Annotated in this window: 16 protein-coding genes and 1 pseudogene; 5 read left to right on the top strand and 12 right to left on the bottom strand. The window is 61.2% G+C overall.

Annotation, left to right across the window (positions count from 1 at the left end):
* Window positions 1-8: 8 nt before the first annotated feature.
* Window positions 9-905 (bottom strand): TauD/TfdA dioxygenase family protein, encoded by an 897-nt coding sequence (locus ACIPOO_RS26910; protein WP_400611064.1) that lies wholly within the window; start codon window positions 903-905, stop codon window positions 9-11.
* Window positions 906-1,166: 261 nt separating this feature from the next.
* Between ACIPOO_RS26910 and ACIPOO_RS26905 the strand changes: the two genes are divergently transcribed.
* Complete coding sequence (locus ACIPOO_RS26905; RefSeq protein WP_400611062.1) at window positions 1,167-1,325, top strand: hypothetical protein; 159 nt, start codon at window positions 1,167-1,169, stop codon at window positions 1,323-1,325.
* Window positions 1,326-1,453: 128 nt separating this feature from the next.
* Here ACIPOO_RS26905 and ACIPOO_RS26900 read toward each other — a convergent pair whose 3' ends face one another.
* The 4 genes and pseudogenes from ACIPOO_RS26900 to ACIPOO_RS26885 all read right to left on the bottom strand — a co-directional run bounded on the left by ACIPOO_RS26900 (window position 1,454) and on the right by ACIPOO_RS26885 (window position 5,334).
* Window positions 1,454-2,236, bottom strand: a complete 783-nt coding sequence (locus ACIPOO_RS26900; RefSeq protein ID WP_274134179.1) for a MetQ/NlpA family ABC transporter substrate-binding protein — start codon at window positions 2,234-2,236, stop codon at window positions 1,454-1,456.
* A 315-nt stretch (window positions 2,237-2,551) separates the two neighbouring features.
* A pseudogene (locus tag ACIPOO_RS26895) lies at window positions 2,552-3,367 on the bottom strand (sigma 54-interacting transcriptional regulator); the annotation flags it as partial.
* A 99-nt stretch (window positions 3,368-3,466) separates the two neighbouring features.
* Window positions 3,467-4,048, bottom strand: coding sequence for an alpha/beta hydrolase (locus ACIPOO_RS26890; protein ID WP_274134178.1), 582 nt, complete (start codon window positions 4,046-4,048; stop codon window positions 3,467-3,469).
* Between the two features lie 242 nt (window positions 4,049-4,290).
* A complete protein-coding gene (locus ACIPOO_RS26885) occupies window positions 4,291-5,334 on the bottom strand; it encodes a fatty acid desaturase (protein WP_400611059.1) in 1,044 nt (347 codons plus the stop codon).
* 112 nt (window positions 5,335-5,446) lie between these two features.
* Between ACIPOO_RS26885 and ACIPOO_RS26880 the strand changes: the two genes are divergently transcribed.
* Window positions 5,447-6,451: an AraC family transcriptional regulator gene (locus ACIPOO_RS26880; protein ID WP_400611057.1), complete on the top strand. Its 1,005-nt coding sequence runs from the start codon at window positions 5,447-5,449 to the stop codon at window positions 6,449-6,451.
* A gap of 3 nt (window positions 6,452-6,454) precedes the next feature.
* On the opposite strand, the gene ACIPOO_RS26875 is transcribed toward ACIPOO_RS26880, so the two are convergent.
* On the bottom strand, window positions 6,455-7,159 hold the full coding sequence (locus ACIPOO_RS26875) for a Crp/Fnr family transcriptional regulator (protein ID WP_400611055.1): 705 nt from the start codon (window positions 7,157-7,159) through the stop codon (window positions 6,455-6,457).
* 107 nt (window positions 7,160-7,266) lie between these two features.
* Between ACIPOO_RS26875 and ACIPOO_RS26870 the strand changes: the two genes are divergently transcribed.
* Window positions 7,267-7,803 carry a DUF962 domain-containing protein gene (locus ACIPOO_RS26870; RefSeq protein ID WP_400611053.1) on the top strand — a complete coding sequence of 179 codons (537 nt, stop codon included), beginning with the start codon at window positions 7,267-7,269 and terminating at the stop codon, window positions 7,801-7,803.
* 111 nt (window positions 7,804-7,914) lie between these two features.
* Here ACIPOO_RS26870 and ACIPOO_RS26865 read toward each other — a convergent pair whose 3' ends face one another.
* The 6 genes from ACIPOO_RS26865 to dibA form a co-directional block, all read right to left on the bottom strand.
* Window positions 7,915-8,904, bottom strand: a complete 990-nt coding sequence (locus tag ACIPOO_RS26865; RefSeq protein ID WP_400611051.1) for a sulfate/molybdate ABC transporter ATP-binding protein — start codon at window positions 8,902-8,904, stop codon at window positions 7,915-7,917.
* Between the two features lie 3 nt (window positions 8,905-8,907).
* A complete protein-coding gene (gene cysW, locus ACIPOO_RS26860; RefSeq protein WP_400611049.1) occupies window positions 8,908-9,780 on the bottom strand; it encodes a sulfate ABC transporter permease subunit CysW in 873 nt (290 codons plus the stop codon).
* A 13-nt stretch (window positions 9,781-9,793) separates the two neighbouring features.
* On the bottom strand, window positions 9,794-10,615 hold the full coding sequence (gene cysT, locus ACIPOO_RS26855; RefSeq protein WP_274134171.1) for a sulfate ABC transporter permease subunit CysT: 822 nt from the start codon (window positions 10,613-10,615) through the stop codon (window positions 9,794-9,796).
* 161 nt (window positions 10,616-10,776) lie between these two features.
* On the bottom strand, window positions 10,777-11,787 hold the full coding sequence (locus ACIPOO_RS26850) for a sulfate ABC transporter substrate-binding protein (RefSeq protein ID WP_274134170.1): 1,011 nt from the start codon (window positions 11,785-11,787) through the stop codon (window positions 10,777-10,779).
* A 68-nt stretch (window positions 11,788-11,855) separates the two neighbouring features.
* On the bottom strand, window positions 11,856-12,038 hold the full coding sequence (gene oscA / locus ACIPOO_RS26845) for a sulfur starvation response protein OscA (RefSeq protein ID WP_274134169.1): 183 nt from the start codon (window positions 12,036-12,038) through the stop codon (window positions 11,856-11,858).
* A 230-nt stretch (window positions 12,039-12,268) separates the two neighbouring features.
* Window positions 12,269-14,194: a phosphodiesterase DibA gene (gene dibA, locus ACIPOO_RS26840; RefSeq protein WP_400611046.1), complete on the bottom strand. Its 1,926-nt coding sequence runs from the start codon at window positions 14,192-14,194 to the stop codon at window positions 12,269-12,271.
* 177 nt (window positions 14,195-14,371) lie between these two features.
* Here dibA and desA point away from each other — a divergent pair, with 177 nt between their 5' ends.
* Both desA and ACIPOO_RS26830 read left to right on the top strand, forming a co-directional pair.
* Window positions 14,372-15,556, top strand: coding sequence for a delta-9 fatty acid desaturase DesA (desA, locus tag ACIPOO_RS26835; protein WP_400611044.1), 1,185 nt, complete (start codon window positions 14,372-14,374; stop codon window positions 15,554-15,556).
* Between the two features lie 139 nt (window positions 15,557-15,695).
* Window positions 15,696-16,667 (top strand): sensor domain-containing diguanylate cyclase, encoded by a 972-nt coding sequence (locus tag ACIPOO_RS26830; protein WP_274134166.1) that lies wholly within the window; start codon window positions 15,696-15,698, stop codon window positions 16,665-16,667.
* Window positions 16,668-16,715 lie beyond the last annotated feature (48 nt).

The following is a 16,715-nucleotide window of genomic DNA, read 5'->3' as shown; positions in this document are numbered from 1 at the left end:
TGCATGAATCAGAACGGAGCATCGCCCTGGATGGTGGTGCGGTGCAGACGACGGCGCAGGTGATCCGGCGTGCCGCCCGCCAGGTGGATAAGCGAACGGTTGTCCCAGAAGACCATGTCGTTTTCCTGCCACTTGTGACGCAGCACGTTTTCCGGACGCACGCTGTGGGCGTAGATCTCGTCCAGGATTGCGCGGCTTTCGTCTTCAGGAATACCGACGATATGAGTGGTGAAGCCTTCGCTGACGAACAGCGCCTTGCGGCCGTTCTCAGGGTGCGTGCGCACGATCGGGTGGCTGACCACGGCGACCTGGGCCAGTTGCTCGGCGCTCAGGGTCGGGCGCCAGTTTTCGGCGTTGCGGCCATCGCGGTAGCGCGAGGTGTAGCTGTGCACGGCACTGCGGCCTTCGACGGCTTTGCGCAGGTGCTCAGGCAGGGTTTCCCAGGCCTGGTGCATGTCGGCGAACAGGGTGTCGCCCCCTTCGCTTGGCAGCTCCTGGGCGTAAAGCATCGAGCCCAGGCTCGGCAGTTCCTTGTAGGACAGGTCCGAGTGCCAGTATTTGCCGGCGTCACCCAGGCCCACCGGCTGACCGTTCTCGACGATGTTGGAGACGATCAGGATTTCCGGATGGTTGGCGAGCAAAAACTGCTTGAGCACGTGAATCTGCAGCACGCCAAAGCGGCGGCTGAAATCGATCTGCTGTTGCGGGGTGATCTGCTGGTCGCGGAAGACCACGACGTGGTGATCCAGGTGCGCGCGATGCACACGGGCGAAATCTGCGTCATTGAGCGGGCGGGACAGGTCCAGACCGACGATCTCGGCACCCACCTTCTCGGCGAATGGACGTACATCGAACTGCTGATCCGGCGCTTGTGCGGACGTAGAAGCTTGGGAGGCTGCTGGCATGAGTACTCCGACTCCAAAAAGGCATTGGCTTTGAAGTAGAGACTTTATAGATATAAGAAACGATATTTAAATACCGTTGGGGAATATGGTTAGCGCTGAACGTGCTAGCGCTATTGATATGCCATCTCCTGGTAACCACGGCGTTACCAAATTCTCATCTTCGGGTGCGAACCCAGGGAGCAAGATGAGTGTCTATCCCCGGTCTCGCAGCGAAGCAGCTGCGATCCACCGATGTCAGGGATAACAAAAAGAGGACCGATCATGCCGGTACGTGGAAACGACAACGCGCTCGACAAGGCTCAGGAAGACAACGTCAAGCTGCTCATTGCCCTTGAGCGTGCGTTGGGCCGTGCCCTGGGCACGCACGCAAAAACGCCGACGCGGGTACAGGCCGTCGGCGTTGGAAACGTAGGGCAGTGAGCCTCGTAGGAGCGCGCTTGCCCGCGATTGCCATCTGTCTGAGAAAACCACTCGACTGGCACACCGCGGTCGTCCGGATGCGGCCCAGGCCAAGCGCGCTCCTACAATGAAATGCGTTTCAGTTTGAATCAGAACGCTGGCAATACCGCGCCGTCGTACTTCTTGTTGATGAAGTCCTTGACCTGCTGGCTGGTCAGCGCCTTGGACAGCTTCTCGATAGCGTCAGCATGGGCGTTGTCGGTGCGGGTCACCAGGTAGTTCACGTACGGCGAGTCGGCACCTTCCAGGATCAGCGCGTCTTTTTTCGGGCTCAGCTTGGCTTCCAGCGCGTAGTTGGTGTTGATCATGTCCAGGTCGACCTGATCCAGAACACGTGGCAGTACAGCCGATTCCAGCTCGCGGAACTTGAATTTCTTCGGGTTCTCGGCGATGTCTTTCGGCGTTGCCAGAGCGTCGGTCGGGTTTTTCAGCTTGATCAGGTCAGCCTTCTGCAGCAGCAGAAGTGCACGGCCGGCGTTGCTGCCTTCGTTTGGAATGGCGATGGTCGCGCCCACTGGCAGGTCAGCCAGGGACTTGTACTTCTTCGAGTAGCCGCCGAACGGTTCAACGTGTACGCCAACGCCGGTGACCAGGGTCGCGCCCTTGCCTTTGTTGAAGCCGTCCAGGTAAGGCTTGGTCTGGAAGTAGTTGGCGTCCAGGCGTTTCTCGTTCAGTTGAACGTTTGGCTGTACGTAGTCGGTGAAGACCTTGATTTCCAGATCCACGCCTTCCTTGGCCAGCTCAGGCTTGATCAGCTCCAGGATCTCGGCGTGGGGAACCGGCGTCGCGCCGACAACCAGTTTCTCGCCGGCTTGAGCCGCGCCGATGGAAAGGGCAGCCGCGAGTGCGGTGAACAACAAGGTCTTTTTCATGCGAATTCCTTAGGATGAACCGGTCACCTTGTGGGCAACCCTTATTGAGAGTGCCGCGGAGTCGAACCGGTCGGGTTGGCGGCTGAGGCGGACATTACCGAGATTTTTTATTCCGAGACAATACTTTTTCATCTCGGATATATGCTTTTTAGTTCTCAGAAGGCTTTTGGCCACTAGCGATGCGTCTAACATGCACCTTGTAGGAGCGCGCTTGCCCGCGACGGCGGTGTGTCTGTCATGGGTATGGTGCCTGACACACCGCCGTCGCGGGCAAGCGCGCTCCTACAAGTGCTCACCGCAAATTCAGACTTTTTGCGGGAGATTCAAATGCTCCGGCAGAATCTCCGCCCCGCTGCTGACCAGCAGCGCAAAGTGAATGACATTCTCAAGCTCCCGGGTATTACCCGGCCAGTAGTGCGCTTCGAGCACACTCTGGGCGGCTTCACTGATCAACGGCATCGCGAAATCCAGGCGCTGGCTGTAGATTCCCAGGAAGTACTCGGCCAGCGGCAGGATGTTGCCCGGCTGTTCGCGCAGCGCCGGCAGATCCAGCCGCCCCTCGCTCAGGTAACGATACAACCGCTCGTGAAACTTCCCGGCGGCCACGGCCAGGCTCAGGTCGATGCTGGTGGCCGCAACAAGGCGTACGTCCACCGGGCTCGGCTGGGACGCGCCCACGCGGGTCACTTCGTGATTTTCCAGCGCCGCCAGCAGCTTGATCTGAATCGTCAGCGGCAGATCGGCGATTTCATCCAGGTAAAGCGTGCCGCCCGTGGCCGAACCAAACCAGCCCGCCCGGCTGCTGGCCGAGCCGCTGTGGGCGCCTGCGGCGTAGCCGAACAACTCGGCATCGGCGTAAGTAGGGCTGATCGAGCCGCAGTTGACCGATACAAAAAGCCCCGAACGGTCGCTGCCGCGATGAATGTGCCGCGCCAGCAGTTCCTTGCCCGTGCCCGGTTCGCCACGGATCAGCACCGGCAGGTCCAGCGGCGCCAGTTGCTCCATTTCTTCGCGCAGGCGGCGTGAGCGCGGGTCGAAAAACACCAGCGCCTTGGCGCGTATGCTCAGGGGGCTTTTTTCAGCTTCGGGGAATGTGAGGAGGGGCTGGGTGGGTACGTCGGTCTGGCTCATGGCAGTCTCCCGCCCAAGCCTTCCGTGGACTTGAGCGTTAAAAAAAAGGCCGCAGCGCCTGTCGGATCACTGCGGCGAAAAAGATCGTGTTATGCGCACTCATGCTCGGCGGCGAGCCTGTTGTTCGATGCGGCTCTGCAGGCGGTAGAGGTAGGCGAAACCCTGCTCCCAGCGCTGATGACCGGACTTCACGTTGATGTGCCCGGCGCCGCTCAGGATGCCGATCTCGGCGCCCCAGTTGCGGGCCATTTCCATCGCCCGCAAGGCGCTGACGGCAGAGTCGTTGTCGGAGCTGACCACTTGCGCCGGGAAGGGCAGCAGGTGTTCGGGAACAGGCGCAAAATTGCGGATGGCAGGCGGGCAGTTGGGCCGCTCGACGTCTGCCGGGGCGACCAGCAGAGCACCACGCACCTGACGCAAGGTTTCCAGCGGCGCCAGTTGCGCCCAGTGAGCCACGGTCACGCAGCCCAGGCTGTGGGCGATCAGGATCACCGGCGAGCTGTCGGCGGCGATGGCCCGTTGCAACTCACCGACCCAGTCTTCGCGCCGCGGCGTCAGCCAGTTGGCCTGCTCCACGCGCACACTGTTGGGCAAGCTGTTTTGCCAATGGGTCTGCCAATGGTCTTCGGCGGATCCTTGCCAGCCTGGCACGATCAGGTAACGGATCGATTCGTTATGCATGGCCTTCGCCTCCTGCATTTTTGCGTTCATGGCGGCGAGTATAGGGATGGGATATATATTCGAAAAAGAATAAGAAGATATTTATTAATAACTCGAATTCATATATCGCAAAAACAGGTGATTGCCGCCGGAAAAAAAGAGGGCCACCCCCTGCCTTAAGGAGCGGCCCTGATAAATCACGCTGTCTGCCCCCAGCTCGCCGGGGATGAGCAGAGAATACGGTGGGGTTGTTACAGAAATTTTTATCCCGCGAGACTTTTCGCAAATCTGTTCGCCCGGGCGAAGGTACCGAAGTCGTTGAACCTCACACCCATCTCGGCCATGACCCGGTGCGCGACCGGCGCGGTCAACTGGCGGATGTAGAACGGCTCCTTCACCACAAAGTGATGGATGCCATGGGTGCTGCCGAAATTGAAACAGAACGCCTGCATCGGCCACAGCCACCACGGGTTGAGCACCTGGGTCTGTTGCATGACGTTGCCACTCTCGATATCGCCGTAGTAATGCATGTTGGAACTGACGAAATGCAGGCAGAACGTGCGCAATACATTGGGACCCACCAGCACTACCACGGCGATGTCGATCACCTGCATCACGGCCAGGGTGTCGCTGGACCAGGCCAGCGAAGTGCCCATCAGGCTCGCAACGCCGTTGGCCGCATGAAAGCCGAGGAACACATACCAGGCGCCCCAGTTGAGCAAGGCCAGCGGCGCATACACCCGCAAGGTGCGCTTGAGGATGCTCAACTTGTGCGTCCAGGTTCTGGCCCGCAGCATGCGGATCAGCGACGACATGACGTTGTCGCCCACCATCAGCAGCCGCGCGATGCCCCAGGGTTCGCCGTTGGTGATGGCCCGCTCTTCCATGTCCGCCTCGGTGCCGGACACCTTGTGGTGATTGAGGTGCAGGTGCCTGCGAATCCATGGGTTGATGGTGCTCGGGCGCGCCATCCACACCAGCGCCATCATCAGGTTGTGGGGCACACGCTGCTTGCGAAAGTACATGCTGTGGATCAGGTCATGCTCCAGTTCGTGGATCAGCGAGGCGAAGAAGGCATTGAGCAACAGGCACACCCACCAGGCCATGTAACCCCCAAGGTAGAGCGCTGCGCAGCCAGTCATGCCCGCCAGCGCGAACAGCAGAATGCCGGCGCCGATTGCATCCTGATGCGCAAGGATCGGGTAGCGCTGGCGCAACTCGACACCGCGGGCCGTAACCACCGCGCGAATATGGGCTGATCGCTGTTGTGCATTCAGTCCGGCCGCACTTGCAGAAGTCTCGTGCATGCTTCCATTCTCCGGTTTTATGATGAAGAAAAACGAGGCTCCACTGTGCCGTGCAGGGCCCAAGACTGCCCGGCCGTGGACGCCAAGCTGTTGACCGCAGGCGCCAATCTTTATGTCTGACCCAAGTGTTCTCGCCAGCTGGACCCGTGCCCTGCGCAAGCAACTCGACGCGCTGGGCCTGGACAGTCTCGCGCTGAGCCAGGCGGCGGGGCTGGACCCGCACTTGATGGACGACCCCAACGCGCGCTATCCGGTGGCCGTGACCACGCGCTTCTGGGAGTTGTCGGTGCAGGCCAGCGGCGATCCGGCGCTGGGTTTGCGGGTGTCGCGGTTCGTCAGCCCCACCACCTTTCACGCCCTGGGCTACGCGCTGGTGGCCAGCGGTTCGTTGCGTGAAGTGTTCGAGCGGATCGTGCGCTACCACCCCGTGGTCAGCGACGCGCTGGACCTGAGCTTCATCCGCGTGGGCGAGCGTTACGAGTTTCGCTTTCGCGTGCCCGAGGGCGGCCCGATGCCGGCCAATGAGGCCATGGATGCCTTCGCGGCGATTTACGTGAGGACGTGCCGCAACCGTCTGGGCCGGCATTACGCGCCGCTGGCGGTGCATCTGGTCAGGCCCGAACCTGCCGACGCCAAGCCCTGGCATGACGTGTTCCGTGCCCCGCTGCACTTTGCCGCCACGGAAAACCTGCTGGAGTTCGCCTGCGCCGATTTCGACAGCCATCTGGACGATGCCAACCCGGAACTGGCCGAGCACAACGAGGCCGTGCTCAATCGCACGCTGGAAAAACTCAGCCCCCTGACCTGGGAGCGCAAAGTGCGCGCGGCCATCGAAGCGCAACTGCCCGAAGGCGAACCCTCGGCGGAGCGCATCGCCCAGCACCTGCACCTGAGCCTGCGCAGCCTGCAACGGCACCTGGCCGATGAAGGCTGCAGCTACGACCTGCTGCTCAACCAGTGCCGCCAGAACCTGGCATTGCTGCACATGCGCGACCCAGGCAGCTCGCTCAGTGAAATCGCCTTTCTCCTGGGCTTTGCCGACACCAGCAGCTTCAGCCGGGCGTTCAAGCGCTGGACCGGCATGACGCCCAGCCAGTACCGCGACGGGATGCGCTGACTGCTAGCCCCCGGTCAGACGGTGACGCGCAGCCTTGCGCAAGCGCTCGACGTCGAGCACGCTGATGAAATCGCCGTCGCGGTGCACGATGCCGCGTTCCGCGAAATACCCGACCACCCGGTCGACGACTTCCGGCGTCAGCCCTAGCCCCCGCTCGCTCAGCACGTCGTTGATGGAAACGCTGCGGGTCGAGCGGTCGATTTCACCGTAGCCTTCGGTGAGCAGCAGCAGGCGATAGGCGACACGCTCATCGGTGGGTAACAAGGTCACGTGATCGTTCGGCGGCACCTCAAGGCCGAGCTTGCGCCCCAGAAGTCGTGCGAAGTAGCGCCAGTGGTGCGGATTGTCTTCGAGGATTCTGGTCAGGATGGCCTGGGGCAGATGCAGCACGATGATCTGGTCTTCGGCGAAGACATCGTGCAGTCGAGGCAACGCGTCGAACAGCGAAACCTCGCCGAACCAGTACGGCATGCGGGTTTTGGCAGGTGGCAGGTCCAGGCGTTGCTGCTTGATACCGTTGAAGCGGATCGACCCGGCCAGCAGGGCGTACAGGCCGCAGGACGGCTCGCCATGCTCGAAGACCAGTTTGCCGGGCGTGAACCGCCGCTGCCGCATCCCCACCAGCAGGCTATCCTGCAAGGAAGTGGGCAGATCGTTGAACCAGTTGTCGTTATCCAACCATGAGCGCCATTGGGTTCCATTCGTCACGTGAATCTCCTTTTTCTTGATGGCGTTTTATTGCAGGCTGGTTCCTCCGATGGATCCGCCAGATAGAAATGAGCGGGCATGATCCACGTATCCATAGAGGAATAACAATGAAAAACCTCGTCGATCATCTCAGTCAGTACGCGTCCTACCACCGTGACACCCGCAACATCGCCACGCATTTCGTGGGCGTGCCGCTGATCGTGCTGGCAGTTTCCGTGCTGCTGTCACGCCCCGGCTGGAGCAGTTGGGCACTGGGCGAGCTGTGGCTTTCCCCGGCCCTGTTGGCGACCGTGGCGGCCACCTTGTTCTACCTGCGCCTGGACAGGCCGCTGGGCATCGCGCTGGGCGTCGTGCTGGCGCTGTTCCTGTGGATCGGCGCACATCTGGCGCAGCAGAGCACCATGGTCTGGCTCGCGTCGGGCGTGGGCCTGTTCGTGGTGGGCTGGATCATCCAGTTCGTGGGGCATTATTACGAAGGTCGCAAGCCGGCGTTTGTCGACGACCTCTCAGGCCTGATCATCGGCCCGCTGTTCGTCACGGCCGAAGCGGCGTTTCTGATGGGAATGAGGAAGAAGTTGCAGGGCAACATCGAAGGCCGCGTGGGCCGTACCCATAAGCGAAACCTGAAGAAAGCCGCCATATAAGACGTACGACTGTAGGAGCGCGCTTGCCCGCGACCGCGATCTGCCTGTGCCAATTGCATCGGCTGACACACCGCCATCGCGGGCAAGCGCGCTCCTACAAGTCATCTTTGGTTAGATATTCCCGACCTTCTGCCAAACCTTCGGCTTGAAGAACAGCGTCTCCCCGCGCGCCAGGCCGATCAGGCTGTCGTGGTCCTTCACCACTTCGGCCTCAATCAGGTCCGGCTGGCCTTCAACCTTCAAGGTCACACGGGTGGTCGCACCCAGCGGGCGAATGTCGCGCACTTCGGCGACGTGGTGTCCTTCCACTTCATGCCGCGACAACGACACTTCATGGGGACGGAACAACACATGGTTGTCTTCGCCCAGGTGCAGGCGGTTGGAGTCGCCGAGGAAGTGGTAGACGAAATCACTGGCCGGATTTTCGTACACCTCGCCCGGTGAGCCGATCTGCTCGATCACGCCCTTGTTCATCACCACGATGCGGTCGGCGACTTCCATGGCCTCTTCCTGGTCGTGGGTCACGAATACCGACGTCAGGTTGATGTCTTCATGCAGGCGCGCCAGCCAGCGGCGCAGTTCCTTGCGCACTTTGGCATCCAGGGCACCGAACGGCTCGTCGAGCAGCAACACTTTCGGCTCCACCGCCAGGGCACGAGCCAGGGCGATACGCTGGCGCTGGCCACCGGACAACTGCTCCGGGTAGCGATCGGCCAGCCAGTCCAGTTGCACCATGTTCAGCAGTTCGTGAACCTTGGCGGCGATCTGGGATTCGTTCGGGCGCTGGTTCTTCGGCTTCATGCGCAGGCCAAAGGCGACGTTGTCGAACACCGTCATGTGGCGGAACAGCGCGTAGTGCTGGAACACGAACCCGACGTTGCGATCACGCACATCGTGACCGGACACATCCTCGCCGTGGAACACGATGTTGCCCTGGTCCGGCGTTTCCAGCCCGGCAATGATGCGCAGCAGCGTGGTCTTGCCACACCCGGACGGACCCAGCAATGCCACCAGCTCGCCGCTCTGGATATCCAGATCGATGCTGTTGAGGGCCTTGAAGGCGTTGAAATTCTTGCTGACGTTACGGACTTCGATCGACATGAATTATTCCTCCGCCGCGCTTTGGCGCAGACGGCTAATGCGCGCTTCGCTCCACTGCTTGAGCAGCAGGATGAACAGCGCAAGGATCAATAACAGGCTCGCCACGGCAAATGCAGCCACGTGGTTGTACTCGTTGTAGAGAATCTCGACATGCAGCGGCAGGGTGTTGGTCACGCCGCGAATGTGGCCGGAAACCACCGACACCGCGCCGAACTCACCCATGGCCCGCGCGGTACAGAGCACCACGCCGTAGATCAGGCCCCATTTGATGTTCGGCACGGTGACGTGCCAGAACATCTGCCAGCCATTGGCGCCCAGCAGTCGCGCTGCCTCTTCTTCCTGCGTGCCCTGCTCCTGCATCAGCGGGATCAGCTCACGGGCCACGAACGGCACGGTGACGAAGATGGTCGCCAGCACGATGCCCGACAGCGCGAAGACGATCTGGATGTCGTGATCCTGCAGCCAGGGGCCGAACACGCCACGGGCGCCGAACATCAGGATGTAGACCAGACCGGCGATCACCGGCGACACCGAAAACGGCAGGTCGATCAGCGTCACCAGGAGGGCCTTGCCACGGAACGAGTACTTGCTCACGCACCAGGCCGCCGCCACGCCGAACACCACGTTCAAGGGCACGGAAATCAGCACCGCGTAGATCGTCAACTTCAGGGCCGACAGTGCGTCCGGCTCAAGGATGGCGGTGAAGAATCCGCCCAGGCCGTTCTTCAGGCCCTGGCTGACCACCACCACCAGTGGCAACAACAGAAACAATGCAAAGACCAGCCAGCCAAGGCCGATCAGGATGCGCCGCGACACCGCACTGCCACGACGGGCAGCGTTGGCGGAGGAAGCGGCGATAAGCGATGGACCAGACATAACGTGCGCCTCCTCAGTTAGGGGTTTCGATGCGTCGCTGCAACAGGTTGATCAGCAGCAGCAGGATAAACGACACCACCAGCATCATCACGCCGATGGCTGTTGCGCCGGCGTAGTCGTACTGATCGAGCTTGACCATGATCAGCAGCGGCAGGATCTCGGTTTTCATCGGCATGTTGCCGGCAATGAAAATCACCGAGCCGTACTCACCCACGCCCCGGGCGAAGGCCAGCGCAAAGCCGGTCAGCCAGGCGGGCAGCAGGGCCGGAACCAGGATGTAGCGGAACACCTGCAGCGGCCGGGCGCCCAGGCAGGCGGCAGCCTCTTCGACTTCACGGGGAATGTCCGCCAATACCGGCTGCACGGTACGCACCACGAACGGCATGGTGACGAAAGTCAGCGCCAGGGTGATGCCCAGGGGGGTGTAGGCGATCTTGATACCCAGGTCAGTCGCGAATTGCCCCACAAGGCCCGTCGGCGTGTACAGCGCGGTCAGCGCGATACCGGCAACGGCGGTGGGCAATGCGAACGGCAGGTCGATCATCGCGTCGATGATCTTGCGTCCCGGGAAGGTGTAGCGCACCAGCACCCAGGCCAGCAGCGTACCGATGATGCCATTGATGATCGCCGCGAAGAACGCCGTGCCGAAGCTCAGCTTGAGCGCGGCCAGCACCCGTGGCGCGGTGACGATGTTCCAGAACTGGGCAGCGCTCAGCTGGGAGGCGTGGATGAACATGACCGCAAGCGGTATCAGCACAATCAGGCTGAGGTACACCAAGGTGTAACCCAGCGTCAGCCCGAAGCCGGGTATGACGGGGGATATGCGTCGAGACATAAGTGTCCTTGGTTGATACAGGTTACCCGGAGCGAGTCCGGGTAGGTTTTATCTGCAATGTCCTGCGCTTGTAGGAGCGCGCTTGCCCGCGACCGCGATCTGCCTGTGCCAATTGCATCGGCTGACACACCGCCATCGCGGGCAAGCGCGCTCCTACGGCATTACTGCGGTACGTAGATCTGATCGAACACGCCGCCATCATCGAAGAATTTAGGCTGCGCCGATTTCCAGCCGCCGAAGTCCTTGTCGATGGTCACCAGGTCCAGTTTCGGGAACTGCTTCTCGTACTTGGCCGCCACTTCCTTGTCACGCGGACGGTAGAAGTTCTTCGCCGCGATTTCCTGGCCTTCCTTGCTGTACAGGTGCTTGAGGTATTCGGTGGCGATTTCGGTGTTGCCTTTCTTCTCGGCGTTCTTGTCGACGACCGCCACAGGTGGCTCGGCCAGGATAGACAGCGAAGGCACGACGATATCGAACTTGTCGGCGCCGCCGTCTTCTTTCAGCGACAGGAAGGCTTCGTTTTCCCAGGCCAGCAGCACGTCGCCCAGGTTGTTCTGCACGAAGCTGATGGTAGCGCCGCGAGCACCGGTGTCCAGCACTGGAACGTGCTTGAACAGCTCGGTGATGTAGGCCTTGGCCTTGGCTTCGTCACCGTTGTTGGCCTTCAGGCCGTAGGCGTAGGCGGCCAGGAAGTTCCAGCGAGCGCCGCCCGAGGTTTTCGGGTTTGGCGTGATGACCGAAACGTCTTTCTTGACCAGGTCACCCCAGTCCTTGATGCCTTTCGGGTTGCCCTTGCGCACCAGGAACACGATGGTCGAGGTGTACGGGGTGCTGGCGTCCGGCAGGCGTTTTTGCCAGTCGGCAGGCAGCGATTTGCCCAGCTTGGAGATTTCGTCGATGTCGCCGGCCAGCGCCAGGGTCACCACGTCGGCAGGCGAGCCGTCGATCACCGAACGGCCCTGTTTGCCCGAACCGCCGTGGGACTGGTTGATCTTGACCGTGTCGCCTGGGTGGGCCTTGGTCCAGTAGTTGATGAACTCGGCGTTGTAGTCCTGATACAGCTCACGCGTCGGGTCGTAGGACACGTTCAACAGCTGGTAATCCTTGGCAACGGCGGATCCGGCAAACACGGCACTGGCCAGAGCAGCCAGCGCGTAACGGCGAATGGACATGAATCAAGCTCCTGGAAATCGGTGTTGTTGGCGTTTTTCTAGTTTTTGGTGAAGCTTTTTTCCGTCAATCAGCCCTGCTGTTTGCCCGGGTTCTGCAAACGGAATTTTTCCTTGCGCTCGATCTGCACCACCTGTGCGTTGTGCACGGTGATTTCCACCGCGCCGAAGCGCAGATCGCGCAGCGCGCTTTGAATTTCACGCAGAATGCTTTGTTCGTCCTGACCGTCGACGCTGCGAAGAGATGCGCTCATTGTCGTGCTCCTGAAAATGAAGTGCCCGCAGCGTCGTGGGAAGGCAGCTGCTTGTGGCGTAGGAGCGATATTAGAGAGGAGCGGTTATTCTTAAAAATACTATTTAAGAATGCAGATATAACCAAAATGAATTTAGCGGTGAACCGCTGTAGGAGCGCGCTTGCCCGCGACCCGAACCCCGCGCTGTGTCGGGCACACCGCGTTGAATGTGTTCGCGGGCAAGCGCGCTCCTACAAGGCTTGTGCGAAGACCGGTGCATGCTCCCAGTCGATCTGCTCGGCTGGCACCGGGCGGGCGAACCAGTAGCCTTGGCCCAACTCGCACTGGTTATGCAACAGGAACGCCGCCTGATCGGCCTGCTCGATGCCTTCGGCCAGCACCCGCATGCCCATGGCTTTGGCCAGCGCGATGATCGCGCGAACGATGGCGATGTCGTCATCGTCCCCCGGCAGGCCCGCCACGAATCCCTGGTCGATCTTGAGCTTCTGCACCGGCATGCGTTTGAGGCGCAGCATCGACGAATACCCGGTGCCGAAATCATCGATGGACAGCTTCAGCCCCAGCTCACGCAACCGGTGCATCTGCTCGATGGCCTGCTCGGGGTCGTCCATGACCGCGCTCTCGGTCACTTCAAGCTCCAGGAACTCAGGCGCCAGCCCCGTTTCGGCCAGCACCTGGGCAACGCGAGTGTCCAGGTCACCACGCCCGAACAGCCGGCTCGACACGTTGACCGCCACGAACGACAGCCCGACTCCCGCCTCATGCCACAGGCGCATCTGCCGACACGCCTGGGTCAGCACCCAGTTGTCGATGTCGGCGATCAGGCCGCTCTGCTCGGCCACCGGAATGAACTCCCCCGGCGATACCATCCCGCGCTGCGGATGGCACCAGCGCACAAGCGCCTCGACGCCTTCGATACGGCGAGTCTTGAGGTTGTGGATCGGCTGGTAGAACACCCGCAACTCGTCCAGCTCGATGGCCCGCCGCAATTCAGCCGTCAGCTCCAGCCGGCGCTGGGCGTGGGCGGTGAGTTCTTCGGTGTACAGCGCATAGCCTTCACGGCCCTGACTCTTGGCCTGGAACAGCGCCGTGTCGGCATTGCGCAGCAGTTGCGCGGCGTTCATCGCGTCATTGGGGAACAGGCTGATGCCGATGCTGGCCGTCAGAAACAGCGTCTGTTCAGCGATGACAAACGGCTCACGCAGCCCGTCCAGCAGCGCCTGCGCCAGCTCCACCACATGCACGGACTGCCCCGGGCCCTCCACCAGCACTGCAAACTCATCGCCGCCAAGCCTGGCCAGCGTCGCGCCCTTGCCCACCAGCCGGACCAGCCGTTCGCTGACCGCCTTGAGCACCTCGTCGCCGGTGTTGTGGCCCAGGCTGTCGTTGATGTGTTTGAAGTGGTCCAGATCGATCAGCAGCAGCCCCAACGACTGCTTGCTGCGCCGGGCATGGGTGTGAGCCTGCTCGGCACGGTCCGAGAACAGCAGACGGTTGGGCAGGCCGGTCAGTGCGTCGTAATGCGCCGCATGGGCCAGTTCCTGCTGGGAATGCTTGATCGAGGAAATATCGGAAAAGACTGCAACGAAATGTGTGATCGCGCCCTGATCGTTCTTGACGGTGCGAATACTCTGCCACTGCGGGTAGATTTCACCGCTCTTGCGCCGGTTCCAGATTTCGCCGCTCCATTGCCCTGCACTCAGCACAGTCTTGTACATGCGCTCGTAGAAATCAGGGCCGTGGCGCCCGGACTTGAACTTGCTGGGCCGCTGGCCGAGCACTTCGTCCTGCTGGTAGCCGGTGATTTCCATGAACGCCCGGTTGACGTGGACAATCACTCCGTCGGCGTCGGTGACCAGCACCCCTTCCAGCGTGCAGTCGAACACCGCCGCGGCCAGCCGCAGGCTTTGCATGTCCTTGTCCTGGCGGGCGCGGCTCCTTGCGCTCATCAACCCCGACAACCGCGCACGAGCGAGGAAAATGCACAGCGCACTGAGCGCCAGCCAGCCATAACCGCTCATCAGTTGGGCACGGGCGAGCTGAATCGAATCATCGATCAGAAGGGGGAGCAGGTAGTCGCTGAACGCTAGCCAGAAAATCGACAGCAGCCCATACAACAGTGCGGTTTTGAGCGCATCACGGGTAATAGTCGACATGGAAAAGCCAAAGCCATACGAAATAAACGGATTATAGAGGAAGAAACATCCTGCGACGCTTTACGAAATCGCCGACTGGTTTTCTCTGCTGGCTAAGTGATAATGCGCGCTGCCGCATCGGGTCGGTCCATCGCCGCCCGCCATCTGTTCGCGTTACAACCGAGGGCATTTCAGCCTATGTGGAACAACGGTCTGCTCGACCTTTCCGTCTGGCAATTGGTCGCAGTCATTCTGGCAATGACCCACGTCACCATCGTCGGCGTCACGGTCTATCTTCATCGCTATTCAGCTCACCGCTCGCTGGAACTCAACGCCGGCCTCAAGCACTTTTTCCGTTTCTGGCTGTGGCTGACCACGGCGCAGAATACCCGCGAGTGGACGGCCGTCCACCGCAAGCACCACGCCAAATGCGAAACCGCCGACGACCCCCACAGCCCGGTGGTCAAGGGCCTGTCGACCGTTCTGCGCAAGGGCGCGGAGCTGTATCGCAGCGAAGCCGAGAACCCTGAAACGCTGCGCATCTACGGCAAGAACTGCCCCGAAGACTGGATCGAACGCAACCTGTATTCGCGCTACCCGAAACTGGGCATCGGGATCATGGCGGTCCTGGACCTGGCGCTGTTCGGCGTCATCGGCATCACCGTCTGGGCGATCCAGATGATGTGGATTCCGCTGTGGGCTGCCGGCGTGGTCAACGGCCTGGGTCATGCCGTGGGCTATCGCAATTTCGAATGCCGCGACGCGGCGACCAATCTGGTGCCGTGGGGCATCCTGATCGGCGGCGAAGAACTGCACAACAACCACCACACCTACCCCAACTCGGCCAAGCTCTCGGTCAAGCGCTGGGAATTCGACATGGGCTGGGCGTGGATCAAGCTGTTCTGCTGGCTGCGCCTGGCCAAGGTGCAGCGGGTCGCCCCTATCGCGCACCGCGTCGAAGGCAAAGGCCACGTGGACATGGACACCGCCATGGCGATCCTCAACAACCGCTTCCAGATCATGGCCCAGTACCGCAAGCTGGTCATCGCGCCGCTGGTCAAACAGGAACTGGCCAAGGCCGACGCCTCGGTTCGCCACCAGTTCCGCCGCGCCAAACGCCTGCTGTCCCGGGAAACCAGCCTGCTGGATGACAAGCATCAGTTGCACATCCAGACCATGCTCGAGCACAGCCAGGCGCTGAAGGTGATCTACGAAAAACGCCTGGCGCTGCAACAGATCTGGGCCCGCACCAGCAGCAACGGCCACGACATGCTGGCCGCCATCAAGGACTGGGTACACGAAGCCGAAGCCAGCGGCATCCAGTCCCTGCGCGACTTCGCCGATCAGCTCAAGACCTACTCGCTACGCCCCTCTCACGCCTAGGCCGTTAATCAGCGCGTGCTCCATGAGCACGCGCTCGTCGGAACTTAGTGCCACTATGCCCATCTCATTAGCACCTTCGCACTATGCTGTGTGACATGTTGTGGCTGTGCGCCGCACCTTATTCTGAGATGCAGTGCTCATGGACAACTCGACATCCTCGATCGAAACACCCGCAACAGCAGAAACCCTGCTGGCATTGATGCACGCACAGGCCGAAGTGGCACGCCTGAGCGAGCGGGAACAGCTTTTCAGTTCTCTTCTGGTCAGCGTCAACGCGGTGCTCTGGGCGTTCGACTGGCAGACCCAGCGCATGATCTACGTAAGCCCCGCGTACGAGCGTATTTTCGGTCGCTCCGCAGGGCTGCTGCTGGCCGACTTCGGCGAGTGGCGCGACAGTATCTACCCCGACGACCTGGACTACGCCGAGCGCAGCCTGAGTGAAGTGCTGGAAAAGGGCTCCATCGAAGATCGCGAATACCGCATCATCCGCGCCGACGGCCAGGTGCGCTGGCTCAGTGACAAATGCTTCGTCAGCCATCAGGCCGGCCAGCGCCTGACCGTGGTCGGCATCGCCGAAGACATCACCGAGAAGAAACAGCTCGAAGATGAACTTCAACGCCTGGCCACCACCGACGTCCTCACCCAGAGCAGCAACCGTCGTCACTTCTTCGAGTGCGCGCAACGCGAGTTCGAACAGGCCCGCCTGCAAGGCACGCCGATGGCGTTTCTGCTGCTGGACGTGGATGACTTCAAGCTGGTCAATGACACCTATGGGCATCAGGAAGGCGACGTGGTGCTGCAACGTATTGCCGAATGCGGTCGCAAGACGTTACGACGCGGCGACCTGTTCGGGCGGATTGGCGGCGAGGAGTTCGCAGCGGTGTTCCCTGGTTGCGCACCGGACATGGCCAAGCAGATCGCCGAACGTCTGCAACGGGAAATCCAGCGCCTGGTGTTCACCCGTGACGACAAGAGCTTCGGCATCACGGCAAGCCAGGGACTGACCAATCTCGGCAAACAGGACCAGAGCCTGGAAGCCCTGTTCGCCCGCTCCGATGCGGCGATGTACCAGGCCAAGCGTCAGGGCAAGAATCAGATTGTGTTGGTATAAAAGCCGCGCGAATTAATCCGCGAATCCATCGTAGGAGCGCGCTTGCCC

Source organism: Pseudomonas sp. NPDC090201 (genome assembly GCF_044746825.1).
GTDB classification, from domain to species: Bacteria; Pseudomonadota; Gammaproteobacteria; order Pseudomonadales; family Pseudomonadaceae; genus Aquipseudomonas; species Aquipseudomonas putida_AD.
The sequence above is the reverse complement of the archived record's forward strand: the minus strand, read 5'-3'. Positions and strand labels throughout refer to the sequence as shown.